Here is a 13,894-nt window from a genome sequence, read left to right on the forward strand (position 1 = left end):
TCGCGCGCGTACGCGCCCTGACGTACGCCGCCCGTCGCGCGCCTTTGAGCAGGCCACCCCGCCCGCGTCTAGCCGGGGTCGACTGGCAGGTGAGCCACCTCTGTGACCTTCTCGCAGGGACCTGTTCACGGGCCTGCTGGGAGGGAACGAGCCGATGACCATTGCGGTCGAACGTACCTTGGAGACGCCCAAGACCCCGGAGTGGGTCCGGTGCCTCCACTGTGGGGAAATTGCCTTCGGCAAGCGCTACGAGCGGCTGCTCCAGGTCTGCCCGGGCTGTGGCTTCCACCACCGGCTGAGCGCGCAGGAGCGGCTGGAGCAGATGATGGACCCGGGCTCGGTGGCCACGGTCGAGGTGCCCGCCGTCTCGGACGATCCGCTGCGTTTCACCGACACGATGCCGTACCGGGAGCGCCTCGCCGCCGCCCGGGAGCGCACCGGGCTGGACGCCGCCGCGATCTGCGTACGCGGCGCCATCGGTGGCCACCCCGTCGTCGCCGTCGTCATGGACTTCCGGTTCATGGGTGGCAGTCTCGGCGTGGCGGTGGGGGAGCGGATCGTGGTCGCGGCCGAAACGGCGCTGCGCACGCGCACACCGCTGATCATCGTGACCGCGTCCGGCGGGGCGCGGATGCAGGAGGGCACGCTCGCCCTCATGCAGATGGCCAGGACCAGCCAGGCGCTGGCCGCGCTGGACGAGGCCGGCATCCTCACCGTCACGCTGGTCACCGACCCGACGTACGGCGGAGTGGCCGCCTCGTTCGCCTCGCTGACCGACGTGGTGCTGGCCGAGCCGGGCGCCCGCATGGGTTTCGCCGGCCCGCGGGTGATCGAGCAGACGATCCACCGCCAGCTGCCGGACGGTTTCCAGACCGCCGAGTTCCTGCTGGGGCAGGGGCTCATCGACGGAGTGCAGCCGCGGGCCACGCTCCGTCCGGTGCTGGCGGACCTGTTGGCCGCCGCCGCGCCCGGTACACCGCAGTCCGCCAGCCCCGGCGAGGCGGCGGTCGTCCACCGCGCCGACGAGCTGCCCGAGCGTGCGGCGTGGGAGGTGGTACAGCTCGCCCGCCACATCGGGCGACCGACCACATTGGACTACATCGGGTACCTGCTGGAAGGCTTCCGGGAGCTTCGCGGCGACCGTTCCTCGGGTGACTGCCGATCGATCGTCGGCGGCCTCGGGCGGCTGCGCGGGCTGCCGGTCGTGCTGATCGGCCACCAGAAGGGGCACGACACCAACGAGTTGGTCGCCCGCAACTTCGGAATGCCCAACCCGGCCGGCTTCCGCAAGGCCGCCCGGCTGATGCGGCTCGCGGCAAAGCTGGGCATCCCGGTGGTGACGCTCGTCGACACGCCCGGCGCGTACCCCGGCCTCGAGGCGGAGATGCATGGGCAAGCGGTAGCGATCGCCGAGAACCTGCGGCTGATGAGCCGACTGCCGGTGCCGGTCGTCACGGTCATCACGGGCGAGGGCGGCAGCGGCGGCGCGCTGGCGCTGGCCGTCGCCGACCAGGTGCTGGCGCTGAGCAACGCGGTGTACTCGGTGATCAGCCCCGAGGGATGCGCCGCGATCCTGTGGCGGGACGCCACGGCCGCGCCGCGCGCCGCGGAGGCGCTGCGGCTGCAGGCCCGCGAGCAACTCGCCAGCGGAGTGATCGACGCGGTGGTGCCCGAACCGGAAGGCGGTGCGCACGCCCAACCAGCCGAGACCGCGGCTCGCGTTGGCGGCGCGGTATACGCGGCCCTCCTGCGGCTGCGCGAGCTGCCACCGGACGAGCTCCTTGCCGAGCGGGGCGCCCGCTACCGCCGCTTCGGCGCGGAGGTGTGAGGTGACGGACATGGTGACGCGCATCGACGCCGAGGCCGCGCTCGTCGCGGTGTGCCAGCAGGTGAGCCGGCTCAGCGGCGCCGGACCCGTACCCAGCCGCATGCGGATCCAGATGGGCGAGGTCGTCGTCGAGCTGGAGTGGCCGGCGTCCGGGCCGGCGGAACCGTCCCGTCCCGTCGCCGCCCTTCCCGGAGCCGCCGCGGAGGCGGCCGTCGAGGAACGCGCCGGATGGACGCAGGTACGCGCACCCACGGTCGGCACGTTCTACCGGTCGCCGGAGCCGGGCGCGCCGCCGTTCGTGCGGGTCGGCGACCGGGTACAGGCGGGCCAGCAGGTCGGGATCCTCGAAGCGATGAAGCTGATGAACGCGATCGTCGCCACGTCGGCCGGTCGGGTCACCGAGATCCTCGTCCAGGACGGCATGCCCGTCGAGTACGACCAGCCGCTGATCGCCCTGGCCGGTGACGGCACGGGGCAGGAGCCGGCATGAGTGAGCGTGCCGTGCCGGCCGGACGGGGGCGGCCATGACGATCTCCTCGGTCCTCGTCGCCAACCGCGGGGAGATCGCGCTCCGGGTGGTCCGCACCTGCCGGGAGATGGGTATCCGCACCGTCGTGGCTCATTCGACCGCCGACCGCGACTCGGCCGGTGTGTGGCACGCCGACAGCTCCGTCCAGATCGGACCGCCGGCGGCCAAGCGCAGCTACCTCAACGTGGCCGCGGTCGTCTCGGCCGCGCTCCAGTCCGGTGTGGACGCGGTGCATCCCGGGTACGGCTTCCTCTCCGAGGACGCCGACTTCGCCGAGGCCTGCGAGTCCAACGGCCTGGTCTTCATCGGGCCACCGGCCAAGGTCCTGATCGACCTCGCGGACAAGGCCCGGGCGCGGCAGGTGGCGGCCGCCGCCGGCCTGCCCGTGCTGCCGGGAGGAATGAGCACCAGCCCGGACGCCAACGCGGCCAAGGAGCTCGCCGCCGAGATCGGATACCCGGTCATCATCAAAGCGGTGGCCGGTGGCGGTGGACGGGGGATGACCGTCGTGCGCGAACCGGAGGACTTCCTGACCGCGTACGCACGGACGCGCGCCACCGCGCAGGCTGTCTTCGGCGACCCCGGTGTCTACATCGAGAGGTACCTCGACGTGGCCCGCCACATCGAGGTACAGGTCCTCGCCGACCGGTACGGCAACGCGGTGCACCTCGGTGCCCGGGACTGTTCGGTGCAGCGTTCCCGGCAGAAGCTGCTGGAGGAGGCGCCGCCACCCGGGCTGCCCGCGGACGTGGCCGAGCGGATGGCACAGCAGGCCGTCGAGGCCGCTCGCCACATGGGGTACGTCGGTGCCGGCACGTTCGAGTTCCTCGTGGACGAGGAGAACCGGTTCCACTTCATGGAAATCAACTGCCGGATTCAGGTCGAGCACCCTGTGACCGAGGCGATCGTCGGCATGGATCTCGTACGCGAACAGCTGCTGGTCGCCTCCGGGGAACCGCTGACGGTGACGCAGGACGGCGTGCTGCAACGCGGAGCGGCGATCGAGTGCCGGATCAACGCCGAGGACCCCGCCCGTGGCTTCCTGCCCACGCCCGGCACGATCGACGAGTTCGCCGCGCCGGCCGGTCCGTTCACCCGGGTCGACTCGCACTGCCACCCGCACATGCGGGTCACGCCGTACTACGACTCGCTCCTGGCGAAGGTCATCGTGTGGGCGCCGGACCGGGCGCAGGCGATCGCGCGGATGGACCGGGCGCTGCGCGAAGCGGTGGTCCGCAGCGACAGCGTGCACACCACGATCGAGTTCCTGCAGGACGTACTGGCGCACCCGCTGTTCCTGGAGGCCAGGCACACCACGACGTTGGTCGACGCGATGCTGGCGCCGCCGCCGACCCACACCGCTGGAGGCCCATCGTGAACGACACCACCCGCCGCCGCCTGGTCGCTGTCGGCCGATACATCTGGCAGGGCCTGAGCGCGGTCGGGTTCGCCTTCAGCCCGATGGGCTTCCCGCCACCCGAGACCGCCAGCAGGCATTGGCCCGACCCCGATCCCGTGCCGGCGCCCGGGCGGCAGAGCACCGACTGTCCAGAGTGGAGAGCCGCCCGGCGCCGGCGTCGCACCTTGTGAAACCGTCCAGGGCCGCCACGCGGCTTCGCCCTGCCGCCATCGCCTGAGGAGGCTACGTCATGACGGAAAACCGCGTCGAGGACTCGGTACTGATCGCCGCACCCGTCCATCTGACCTGGGACATCACCAACGCCCTGGAGGGCTGGACCGGGCTGTTCAGCGAATGCGCCAAGGTGGAGGTACTGGAGCGGGACGGCGAGACCGTCCGCTTCCGGTTCACCACCCACCCGCACCCGGACGGCGCCGTGCACAGCTGGGTCGCCACGCGTACCGCCGACGTACCGGCGGGCGTGGTCGTCGAGCGCCGGGAGAACACCGGTCCGTTCGCGTACATGGACATCACGTGGACGTACGTGGCGGAGGGCGACGGCACCCGGCTGGGCTGGTCGCAGGCGTTCGCCATCAAGGCGGGCGTGCCACACAGCGTGGAGGGCGCCGCCAAGGCCCTCGGCGCGCGGATGTCGACCGAGCTCGCCCACATCAAGCAGCACGTCGAAGACGCCGCGCGGTCGGCGTGAGCGGAAGGGAGTAGCCGTGGACCTCGCCGCTCCGGTACCCCCGCTCGCCCACCACGCCCTGCTCGTGTTCCTGCTCCAGGTGGGGCTGCTGCTCCTGCTCGCGATCGCGCTCGGCCGGCTCGCCGTCCGCTTCGGCATGCCGTCGGTGGTCGGCGAGCTCTCCGTCGGAGTCCTTCTTGGACCGTCGCTTCTGGACACCGTCGCGCCCGGCCTGAGTGGCTGGCTGCTGCCGAAGGACCCGGAGCAGATGCACCTGCTCGACGCCTTGGGCCAGATCGGCGTGCTCATGCTGGTGGCGCTCGCCGGGATGCACATCGACCTGGGGCTGATCCGCCGCCGCGGTGTCTCGGCCGCCGGCATCAGCGCCGGTGGCCTGGTGGTGCCGCTCGCGCTCGGTATCGCGGCCGGCCTCCTGGTGCCGAACCAGCTGCTCGTCGACTCCGGTGACCGTGGCGTCTTCATGCTCTACCTGGGCGTCGCGATGTGCGTGAGCGCGCTGCCGGTGATCGCCAAGACGCTGATCGACATGAACCTCATCCACCGCAACGTCGGCCAGCTGACGATGACCGCGGGCACCATCGACGACGCGTTCGGCTGGCTGATGCTGTCGGTCGTGTCGGCGGTGGCCACCACCGGCTTCCGGACCGGGCAGGTCGGGCTCTCGTTGCTCTACCTCGTGCTGGTCGTCGTCGGGGCGGCGCTCGTCGGGCGGCCGGTGGTGCGCTTCGCGTTGCGTACCGCCGCGCGCTCCGCGGAGACCGGACCGGTGGTCGCCACCGCCGTGGTCATCGTGATGCTCGGTTCCGCCGCCACGCACGCGCTGAAGCTGGAGGCGGTGTTCGGCGCGTTCGTCTGCGGCATCCTGATCGGCTCGGTGGCCAAGGAGCACCATGCGCGGCTCGCCCCGCTCAACACGGTCACCATGGCGGTGCTCGCGCCGGTCTTCTTCGCCATCGCGGGCCTGCGGGTCGACGTCACCGCGCTCGCCGACCCGGTCGTGCTGGCCGCCGGCGTCGCGCTGCTGGCGGTGGCGGTGGCGGGCAAGTTCGCCGGCGCGTACCTCGGGGCCCGCGCCAGCCGGCTCAGCCACTGGGAGGGCATCGCCATCGGCGCCGGGATGAACGCGCGCGGAGTCATCGAGATCGTGGTCGCCATGGTCGGCCTGCGGCTCGGCATCCTCACCGTCGAGGCGTACACGATCATCGTGCTCATCGCCATCGCCACCTCGTTGATGGCGCCACCCATCCTGCGCCGCGCGATGGCGCGGGTGGAGCTCACCGCGGAGGAGGAGCTGCGCCACACCGAGCAGCGCTCCCTGACGTCGGTGGGTGCCACGCCACCATCCGCGCCATCCGCCTGATCAACCGTCCAGATAGGAGAGTGAACCACCCATGCCCCTCTTCCGCTCGCGCAGAGGCCTGGTGCGCGGCCTCACCGTCGGGGTCGCGGCCGCCGCCGCCCTGCTCGGCGCCGCCAGTCCGGCCGCCGCCGTGCACCAGCCGGTCGTCCTGGACCGTGGCGACGTCGTACCCTGCCTCGCGCCGCTGTCCCGTGACGGCACCGACGAGGTCGTCTTCCTCGGTACGCTCAACCGCCCGCACGCGGTGCGCGCGCTGCAGATCCGCATGCGGGCCGGGGAGACGCTCAACCTGGAGTACTTCGTGCCGGACCTCGCGCCGGAGAACACGCTGGCCGCCGGCGCGCTGCCCAAGGTGTACCTCATCGGGCCGGACCGCCGGGTCGAGGTCATCGAGGCGACGTTCCGCTTCCCGTTCACCAACCCGGACAACGGCCAGAAGTACCTGGCCCTCGCGTCCTACGAAACCACGGCGCTGGCTGGCACGTACTCGGTGCTGGTCACCGGGCCGGCCAAGTCCCGCTTCGCGGTCGCGCACGGGCGCGAAGGCGAGGCGGCGACGTTCGACGGCATCCTGCGCGGTCGCGTGGCTACCGGCGCCGAGGTGGACCGCTGGTACGCCACCGCTCCGTAAGGTCCCCGTGATCGAGGCTCCCCCGGCCGATGCCCCGCCCGGGGGAGCCTTCCGTCATTCCGTATCCGGGTTACACAGCCCGCATCCGGGTTACACAGCACGATGCCCCAGCGGCGGGGGACGCTGGGGCATCGTGCCCGGGGGGCGAATCAGGACTGCGGGGTGAAGACCACCGGTAGCCGTTCCGGGCCGCGCAGCGGGTGGTTCGGGCGCTGCCGGCGGATCTCCTCGGCCGGCACCGCGAGGCGGAGGTCCGGAAAGCGGTTGAAGAGCGCCACCAGCACCACCTGGCCTTCCAGCCGTGCGAGGGGTGAGCCGAGGCAGTGGTGGATACCGTGCCCGAAGGTCAGGTGCGGGTTGGGTGCGCGGCGCAGGTCGATCTCGGCGCCGGCCGCGAACTGGGCCGGGTCGCGGTGCGCGCCCTCGAGGTCGAGCACGATCTGTTGGTCCTTGCGGATCCGCGCGCCGGAGATCTCCAGGTCCTCCTTGGCGAACCGCATGTTGACCGTACTGGGGCCGTCCAGCCGCAGCAGCTCGTCGACCGCGGTGCGCAGCAGGGTGGGGTCCTCGCGTACCGCCTCACGCTCCGCCGGATGGACCAGCAGCTTGTAGACGGAGTTGCCGAGGAAGCTGGCGGTGGTGTCGAAGCCGGCGTGCAGCAGCAGCCGCCCGGTCCCCACCACCTCCTCGAACGTGAGCCTGTCGTCACCGTCGTACGCCTCGTTGAGCGCGGTGAGCAGGTCGTCGCTCGGCTCGCGGCGCTTCGCCTCGGTCAGGTCGGTGATGTAGCCGGCGAGCTTGGCCGACGCGTCGCGGGCCCGGGCGATGCCGTCCGGGCCCTCGCCCGGGCGGAACATGATGTCCGTCCACTCGTGGAAGTCGTCACGGTCGGCGATCGGTACGCCCAGCAGCTCGCAGATCACCTGCATCGGAACGGGGTAGGTGAGCGTCTCGACCAGGTCGGCCTCGCCGAGCGGGGCGAGCTGGTCGAGAATGTCCTCGGTGATCTGCTTGACCTTGGGGCGCAGCGCCTCGATCCGGCGCATGGTGAAGGCGCCGGCGACCAGCTTGCGCAGCCGGGTGTGGTCCGGTGGGTCCGAGCCGAGCATGGTGTTGGCGAAGAGGCCGCCGGCCGGCGGCTCCAGCCCATGGTCGGCGGCGAACCGGGTGGCCAGGCTCAGCCGGGGGTGGGCCAGGCAGGCCCGCACGTCCTCGAAGCGGGAGAAGATCCACACTGTGCGGTCGCCGATGGTCACCTCGCGGGGCGGGCCGGGCACGCCCAGCTCGCCCGCGAAGAGCGTCGGGTTGATCACGCGGGGCGCGCCGGGCGCTCCCGGTGCCGGTTTGGTGTCCGTCGCGCTCATTTCGGAGTCGCCTCCAGGACGCTCTCGCTCGGCACGCCGGGTTGCGGCTCGGGATACCGCACCCCGACGACCGTGAAGCCGGCCTGCTCGATCAGGTCGCGGTACTCCTCCTCGCTACGCTCGCGGCCGCCGTTCAGCAGCGTCATGAGCATGCTGAGGAAGAGGTTCATCGGGTCCGGGTCGCCGCCGTCGACCAGCCGCTCGGCGACGAGCAGCCGGGCGGTGGGTGGCATCGCGGCCCGGATGGTGGACAGGATCGTGACGACGTCGTCGTCGTTCCAGTTGTGCAGCGCCCGGGTGATCAGGTAGAGGTCGCCGCCCTCGGGCGCGCTGTCGAAGAAGCTTCCCTCGACGAAGGAGCAGCGCCGGGCGACCTCCGCGGCCATCGTCTCCTTCGCCAGCCGGATCGCCGGTGGCTGCTCGAAAAGCACGCCCCGCATGTGCGGATGCAGGTCGAGCAGGTACGAGATGAGGTTGCCGTGCCCGCCGGCGACGTCGACGACGGTCCGTACCTCGGACATGTCGTACCCGGCCAGGATCGCCTTGAGCTGCGGTGAGTCGTGCAGTTGGAGCTTGTACGCGTCGTCGGGCCGGTTGAAGATTCCGCCGCCGTGTACCTTCTCCCAGGCGGGACGCCCGGTGCGCGCCGTGTGCATGATCTCGGCGAGCAGCGGCCCGTTCCGTTCCACGCTCCGGATGAACGAGCCGTAGCGCGACTCGGGTACGTCCTTGCGCATCCGCTGGCCGGCGTCGGTCAGCGCGAAGAAGCGCGGCGGGGCCTCGATGAACAACCCCAGCCCGGCACCGGTGCGCATGAGCTGCAGCAGCGCGTCCGGGTGCGCCTCGGTCGCCTCGGCGATCTGCTTGGTGTGCAGCGTCTTGTCGCCAAGGACATCGGCGACGCCGAGCACCGCGAGCGCGTATCCGACGTGGGTGAACATGCTGCCGGTGAGCATCGTCTTGATGGGATCGGCGATCCCGGCCTCTGCCGGTCGTCCAGTCATTAGCTGCCTTCCTTCCGCCACGGGTCGGGGCGACCGATGCCAGGCTGCGGTCCGCGGCTAGTGCGCGGACCGCACGGCACTGGAGTGCGAGGAATCAGGCACGCGCGGGCTCCTCGGGCGCGGCGGACGGCCGCGCGGGAGCCGGCGCGCGCATCGGGAGCAGCATGGCGGTACCGATCATCGCCGCGGTCAGCACGAAGGCCAGCCAGAAGGTGTCGTTGAACGCGCCGGCCAGCCTCGCCGGATCGGGCGAGCCGCCGTCCAGGTGCCGGTCGACGTTGCGCGACAGCACGACCGCGTACAGGGCCGCGCCGAAGGAGGCGCCGACCTGGCGCTGGATGCCGTACGCGCTGCTCGCCCGGGGCACGTCCGCCTTGGGCAGGGAGATGTACGTGGCGACCATGTTCGGCGTCATCGTCGCGCCCATGCCCAGGCCGCTCACGTAGAGCGCGATGGCGAGCAGCGGGTAGCCGGTGTCCGGGCCGATCCGGGTGTACGCGAGCGTGCCGAGCAGCGCGCAGCCCAGCCCGATCAGCATCGGACGGCGGGGGCCGAGCCGGTCGGTGAGCCGCCCGGCGATCGGCATGGCGGTGGCCGCGCCGAGGCCGAGCGGCATCAGCAGCAGGCCGGTGTCGAGTGCGCCGTTCCCGCGCACCGACTGGAAGTAGAGCGGCAGGAGCAGCAGCGCCCCGTACATCGCGGCGGCCAGCAGCAGCGTGTTGGCCGAGGCGGCGGCGAAGACCTTGTTGGTGTACAGGCGTACGTCGATGATGGCGGCGTCGCCGCGGGCGCGGCTGTAGACGGTGAAACCGGCCAGCAGCGCGAGGCCGGCAGCCAGGCAGGCGATCGTCGTCGACCCGGTGAAGCCGCCGGCGGAGGCGGCACGGGACAGGCCGTAGAGGGTGGCCACCAGGCCGCTTGCGAGCAGTACGAGCCCGGGTACGTCCAGCCGCTTGCCCTTGCGTGCCGGTGGCGTGGCGGGCAGGAGGGTGAGCGCCAGGGCGAGCGCGACCAGCCCGGTCGGCAGGTTGACGAAGAAGATCCAGCGCCAGCCGACCTCCTGCACGACGAGGCCGCCGAGGATCGGCCCGAGCACCGGGCCCAGCACCATGGGCACGCTCAGGATGCCCATCACCCGGCCCATCCGCCGCGGCCCGGCCGAGACGACGAGCAGCGCCTGTCCGACCGGCATCATCATGCCGCCGGCGAGGCCCTGCACCACCCGGAACGCGATGAGGCTCTCGATGTTCCAGGCGAGGCCCGAGAGCACGGAGCCGGCGGTGAACCCGGTGACCGCGACGAGCCAGGCCGTCCTGGCGCCGTACCGGTCGGTCGCCCAGCCGCTGAGCGGTATCACGACGGCCAGGGCGAGGAGGTACGCGGTCACCACCCACTGAACCGTCGACAGTGGAGCGTGTAGCTGCCGGCTCAGCTCGTCGAGTGCGACGATCACGACGGTGGTGTCGAAGACCGACATGATCACACCGGCTACCACCGTCAGCGTCAGCAGGTAGATGCGGCGGTCCAGCTTCTCGGGTGCGTCACCGGTGGTGTCCGGGGACGCGGCGGCCCGTTCGGTCACGATCGACGGTTCCCTTCGCTCGAGCGGCGGTCCGGGTGCCGGGCCCACCCCGCGAGCCGGCGCTCAGGACCGAGGTCACGCGATTTTGCGTCACGCCCCACACCCAGCCGTCGAGGCGGAATCGACCGGACGGCGGCGGCCGCTCTAGAGCCACTCGATCGGCGTGCTAGACGGTGCGCCGAGCGTGGTTGGTGCTCAGCACCCGGCCGGGCGACGAGCCACAGCGGCCCGGCAGCCACAGCGAGGAGACAGTCAGTGTCCGGTACGCACATCAAGAAGGTCGCGCTTGACGACGTGGCGGTCAACCGTCGCCGCGGCGGCGAGATCCGCGTGCTGCTCAGTCCGAAGACCGTCCAGTCCACCTCCGGCTTCTTCGGCGTACTCACCCTGGCGCCGGGTGAGTTCGTCTCCGAGCACTACCACCCGTACTCGGAGGAGTTCATCTACGTCTCCGCCGGCAGCCTGCTGGTGCGGATCGACGGCGATCAGGAGCTGACGCTGCGCGCCGGTGAAGGGCTCATGGTGCCCAAGAACGTCCGGCACCGGGTGACGAACGTGGGGACGGTGCCGGCGGTCGTGCCGTTCCACCTCAGCCCGCTGGCGCCGCGGCCGGAGCTCGGCCATGTCGACACCGAGGAGCTGCCTGCGGCGTCGGAGCCGCAGGTCGAGGTGGGAGGGTCGGCGTGACCACACCGGCGACCCTCCGCAATGGACGGCCGCGGGTCGCCATCACGGGGCTGGGGGTCGTGGCTCCGGGCGGCATCGGGGTCAAGGCGTTCTGGGACCTGCTGACCTCCGGCCGCACCGCGACCCGCTCGATCAGCCTCTTCGACGCGACCGGCTTCCGGTCCCGGGTCGCGGCGGAGTGTGACTTCTACCCGGAAGAGGAAGGGCTGAGCCCGCAGGAGATCCGGCGGCTGGACCGCGCGGCTCAGTTCGGGCTGGTCTGCGTGCGGGACGCGATCGCGGACAGCGGCGTGGCCGGGCTGGTGCCGCCGGAGCGGATCGGCGTGAGCATCGGCAGCGCCGTGGGCTGCACCATGCGGCTCGAGGACGAGTACGTCGTGCTCAGCAACGGTGGCGAGAAGTGGCTGGTCGACCCGGCGTACCTGGTACCGCACGCCTACGACTACATGGTGCCGAGCACGATCGCGGCCGAGGCGGCGCGGGCGGCCGGCGCTGAGGGGCCGGTGGCGCTCATCTCCACCGGTTGCACCGCCGGGCTGGACTCGATCGGGCACGGGCTGCGCCTGCTGTACGAGAACTCGGCCGACCTGGTGATCGCCGGTGCGGCCGACGCGCCGCTCTCGCCGATCACGGCGGCCTGCTTCGACGCGATCAAGGCGACCTCGCCGGACAACGACGACCCCGAGCACGCCTCCCGGCCGTTCGACCTCAACCGGCACGGGTTCGTGCTCGGCGAGGGCGCGGCCGTGCTGGTGCTGGAGCGCCTCGACGACGCGCGGGCACGGGGCGCCCGGATCTACGGCGAGATCGTCGGCTTCGCCAGCCGCAGCAACGCCTTCCACATGACCGGCCTCAAGCCGGACGGCCGGGAGATGGCCGAGGCCATCACCGTGGCGATGGCCCAGAACGGCGTGGCACCCGAAGACATCGACTACATCAACGCGCACGGCTCGGGCACCAAGCAGAACGACCGGCACGAGACCGCGGCGTTCAAGCGGAGCCTCGGCCAGCGGGCGTACGAGGTACCGGTGAGCTCGATCAAGTCGATGATCGGCCACTCGCTCGGCGCGATCGGCTCGATCGAGGTGGCGGCCTGCGCGCTGGCGCTGACCCACCAGGTCGTACCTCCGACGGCGAACCTGCACACGCCCGATCCCGAGTGCGATCTTGACTACGTGCCGCTGACGGCCCGCGACCAGGAGCTCGACATGGTGTTGAGCGTCGGCAGCGGGTTCGGTGGGTTCCAGTCGGCGATGGTAGTCGCGAGGGGCAGTGCGGCATGAGCACCGGCACGGTCGTCACCGGGCTCGGTATCGTCGCGCCGGGTGGCTTCGGTGCCGCGGAGTACTGGGCGTTCGTCCTCGCCGGGCGCAGCGCGATCGGCCCGATCACCCGGTTCGACCCGAGCCCCTACCCGACCCGGCTCGCCGGTGAGGTGCGTGGCTTCGTCGCCGAGGAGCGGGTCCCCGGCCGGATCGTCGTGCAGACCGACCAGTGGACCCATCTCGGGCTGGCCGCGACGGATCTGGCCCTCGCCGACGCGCGACTGGAACCGGCGGCGGTGCCCGAGTACGAGATGGCCGTCGTTACCGCGAGCTCCTCGGGAGGTACGGAGTTCGGCCAGCGGGAGATCCAGAGCCTGTGGCGGCGCGGTCCGCAGTTCGTCGGCGCCTACCAGTCGATCGCCTGGTTCTACGCGGCGACCACCGGGCAGATCTCCATCCGGCACGGCATGCGCGGCCCGTGCGGGGTGGTCTGCACGGAGCAGGCCGGCGGCCTCGACGCGCTCGCACAGGCCCGCCGGCTGGTGCGGGACGGGTCGCGGATGGTGCTCACCGGCGGCACCGACGCGTCGCTGTGCCCGTACGGGCTGACCGCGCAGCTCGCCAGCGGCCGGCTCAGCCGGAGCCAGGACGCGCTGCGGGCGTACGTGCCGTTCGACGCGCAGGCCGGCGGCTACGTGCCCGGCGAGGGCGGGGCCATCCTCGTGGTGGAGGACGAGCGGGCCGCGCTCGCCCGCGGCGCGCGCGCGTACGGCACGGTGGCGGGCTACGGTGCGACGTTCGACCCGGCACCGGAGACCGGCCGCGAACCGGGCCTGCGGCGCGCGGCCGAGCTGGCGCTGGCCGACGCGGGGATCGGGCCGGATCGGATCGACGTCGTCTTCGCCGACGCGGTCGGCCTGCCCGAGCTGGACCGGCAGGAGGCCGCGGCGATCACGGCGATCTTTGGCCCGTACGGCGTCCCGGTGACCGCGCCGAAGACGATGAGCGGCCGCCTGTACGCCGGCGGTGCCGCCCTGGACGTGGCGGTCGCGCTGCTGTCCATCCGCGACGGCGTCATCCCGCCCACCATCGGGATCCTGCGCCAGGCCGAGGAGTGCGAGCTGGACCTGGTGCGGGATCGCGCGCGTCCGGCTTCGGTCTCCACGGCGCTCGTGCTCGCGCGCGGGTACGGCGGCTTCAACGCGGCCGCTGTCGTGACCGCGCCGAGCCTGTGACCCACGACTGTCCATAGAGGAGGAAAGATGGATCAGTTCACGATCGACCACCTGATCCGCCTGCTGCGGAGCGCCGGCGGCGTGGCGGACGGCGTCGAGCTCAACGCGGGCATCGTCGACGAGGCCTACACCGATCTCGGCTACGACTCGCTCGCGCTGCTGGAGATGTCCGCCAAGATCCAGCAGGAGTTCGGCGTGGCGATACCCGACGAGGACGTCACCGAGCTCAAGACCCCGCGGCAGACCATCGACTACCTCAACGACCGGATGAGCCCCATCTGACCTACCGCAGGGAGTGAGG

14 protein-coding genes are annotated in these 13,894 nt (G+C 71.8%); 11 read left to right on the plus strand and 3 right to left on the minus strand.

The window, feature by feature from the left end; all coding sequences use genetic code 11:
- The first annotated feature begins 154 nt into the window (after window positions 1-154).
- Genes QMG73_RS22915 through QMG73_RS22945 form a run of 7 tightly spaced genes read left to right on the plus strand, consistent with a single transcriptional unit; the run spans window position 155 to window position 6,456 of the window.
- Window positions 155-1,828 (plus strand): acetyl-CoA carboxylase carboxyltransferase subunit alpha, encoded by a 1,674-nt coding sequence (locus QMG73_RS22915; protein WP_281898854.1) that lies wholly within the window; start codon window positions 155-157, stop codon window positions 1,826-1,828.
- A 10-nt stretch (window positions 1,829-1,838) separates the two neighbouring features.
- Window positions 1,839-2,318 carry an acetyl-CoA carboxylase biotin carboxyl carrier protein gene (locus tag QMG73_RS22920; RefSeq protein WP_281898855.1) on the plus strand — a complete coding sequence of 160 codons (480 nt, stop codon included), beginning with the start codon at window positions 1,839-1,841 and terminating at the stop codon, window positions 2,316-2,318.
- A gap of 34 nt (window positions 2,319-2,352) precedes the next feature.
- The gene (locus tag QMG73_RS22925) at window positions 2,353-3,735 is read left to right on the plus strand and encodes an acetyl-CoA carboxylase biotin carboxylase subunit (protein ID WP_281898857.1); all 1,383 of its coding nucleotides are present in this window, start codon (window positions 2,353-2,355) and stop codon (window positions 3,733-3,735) included.
- On the plus strand, window positions 3,732-3,947 hold the full coding sequence (locus QMG73_RS22930) for a hypothetical protein (RefSeq protein ID WP_281898859.1): 216 nt from the start codon (window positions 3,732-3,734) through the stop codon (window positions 3,945-3,947). Before QMG73_RS22925 ends, QMG73_RS22930 begins: the two co-directional genes overlap by 4 nt.
- Window positions 3,948-4,006: 59 nt before the next feature.
- Window positions 4,007-4,465 (plus strand): SRPBCC family protein, encoded by a 459-nt coding sequence (locus tag QMG73_RS22935; RefSeq protein ID WP_281898861.1) that lies wholly within the window; start codon window positions 4,007-4,009, stop codon window positions 4,463-4,465.
- A gap of 16 nt (window positions 4,466-4,481) precedes the next feature.
- Window positions 4,482-5,825, plus strand: coding sequence for a cation:proton antiporter (locus QMG73_RS22940; RefSeq protein WP_281898863.1), 1,344 nt, complete (start codon window positions 4,482-4,484; stop codon window positions 5,823-5,825).
- Window positions 5,826-5,856: 31 nt separating this feature from the next.
- Entirely contained in the window at window positions 5,857-6,456 is a 600-nt protein-coding gene (locus QMG73_RS22945; protein ID WP_281898864.1) for a hypothetical protein, read from the plus strand.
- Window positions 6,457-6,605: 149 nt separating this feature from the next.
- On the opposite strand, the gene QMG73_RS22950 is transcribed toward QMG73_RS22945, so the two are convergent.
- From QMG73_RS22950 to QMG73_RS22960, 3 genes are all read right to left on the minus strand, one after another.
- Complete coding sequence (locus QMG73_RS22950; protein WP_281898865.1) at window positions 6,606-7,820, minus strand: cytochrome P450 family protein; 1,215 nt, start codon at window positions 7,818-7,820, stop codon at window positions 6,606-6,608.
- Window positions 7,817-8,824: a methyltransferase gene (locus QMG73_RS22955; RefSeq protein WP_281898866.1), complete on the minus strand. Its 1,008-nt coding sequence runs from the start codon at window positions 8,822-8,824 to the stop codon at window positions 7,817-7,819. Before QMG73_RS22955 ends, QMG73_RS22950 begins: the two co-directional genes overlap by 4 nt.
- 94 nt (window positions 8,825-8,918) lie before the next feature.
- Complete coding sequence (locus QMG73_RS22960; protein WP_281898867.1) at window positions 8,919-10,406, minus strand: MDR family MFS transporter; 1,488 nt, start codon at window positions 10,404-10,406, stop codon at window positions 8,919-8,921.
- 255 nt (window positions 10,407-10,661) lie between these two features.
- Here QMG73_RS22960 and QMG73_RS22965 point away from each other — a divergent pair, with 255 nt between their 5' ends.
- The 4 genes from QMG73_RS22965 to QMG73_RS22980 are packed head-to-tail and all read left to right on the plus strand — an operon-like array spanning window position 10,662 to window position 13,875.
- Window positions 10,662-11,093, plus strand: a complete 432-nt coding sequence (locus QMG73_RS22965; RefSeq protein ID WP_281898868.1) for a cupin domain-containing protein — start codon at window positions 10,662-10,664, stop codon at window positions 11,091-11,093.
- A complete protein-coding gene (locus tag QMG73_RS22970) occupies window positions 11,090-12,376 on the plus strand; it encodes a beta-ketoacyl-[acyl-carrier-protein] synthase family protein (RefSeq protein WP_281898869.1) in 1,287 nt (428 codons plus the stop codon). The genes QMG73_RS22965 and QMG73_RS22970 overlap by 4 nt, the downstream gene beginning before the upstream one ends.
- Complete coding sequence (locus tag QMG73_RS22975; protein ID WP_281898871.1) at window positions 12,373-13,593, plus strand: ketosynthase chain-length factor; 1,221 nt, start codon at window positions 12,373-12,375, stop codon at window positions 13,591-13,593. The genes QMG73_RS22970 and QMG73_RS22975 overlap by 4 nt, the downstream gene beginning before the upstream one ends.
- 27 nt (window positions 13,594-13,620) lie before the next feature.
- Entirely contained in the window at window positions 13,621-13,875 is a 255-nt protein-coding gene (locus QMG73_RS22980; protein WP_281898873.1) for an acyl carrier protein, read from the plus strand.
- The last annotated feature ends 19 nt before the right edge of the window (window positions 13,876-13,894 follow it).

Source organism: Phytohabitans aurantiacus, assembly GCF_027923225.1.
Taxonomy (GTDB): domain Bacteria; phylum Actinomycetota; class Actinomycetes; order Mycobacteriales; family Micromonosporaceae; genus Phytohabitans; species Phytohabitans aurantiacus.

Coding starts and splice junctions, on each gene's coding strand:
- QMG73_RS22935 (WP_281898861.1), top strand. CDS start 4,007: ATGACGGAAAACCGCGTCGAGGACTCGGTACTGATCGCCGCACCCGTC.
- QMG73_RS22920 (WP_281898855.1), top strand. CDS start 1,839: ATGGTGACGCGCATCGACGCCGAGGCCGCGCTCGTCGCGGTGTGCCAG.
- QMG73_RS22925 (WP_281898857.1), top strand. CDS start 2,353: ATGACGATCTCCTCGGTCCTCGTCGCCAACCGCGGGGAGATCGCGCTC.
- QMG73_RS22945 (WP_281898864.1), top strand. CDS start 5,857: ATGCCCCTCTTCCGCTCGCGCAGAGGCCTGGTGCGCGGCCTCACCGTC.
- QMG73_RS22980 (WP_281898873.1), top strand. CDS start 13,621: ATGGATCAGTTCACGATCGACCACCTGATCCGCCTGCTGCGGAGCGCC.
- QMG73_RS22950 (WP_281898865.1), bottom strand. CDS start 7,820: ATGAGCGCGACGGACACCAAACCGGCACCGGGAGCGCCCGGCGCGCCC.
- QMG73_RS22915 (WP_281898854.1), top strand. CDS start 155: ATGACCATTGCGGTCGAACGTACCTTGGAGACGCCCAAGACCCCGGAG.
- QMG73_RS22975 (WP_281898871.1), top strand. CDS start 12,373: ATGAGCACCGGCACGGTCGTCACCGGGCTCGGTATCGTCGCGCCGGGT.
- QMG73_RS22955 (WP_281898866.1), bottom strand. CDS start 8,824: ATGACTGGACGACCGGCAGAGGCCGGGATCGCCGATCCCATCAAGACG.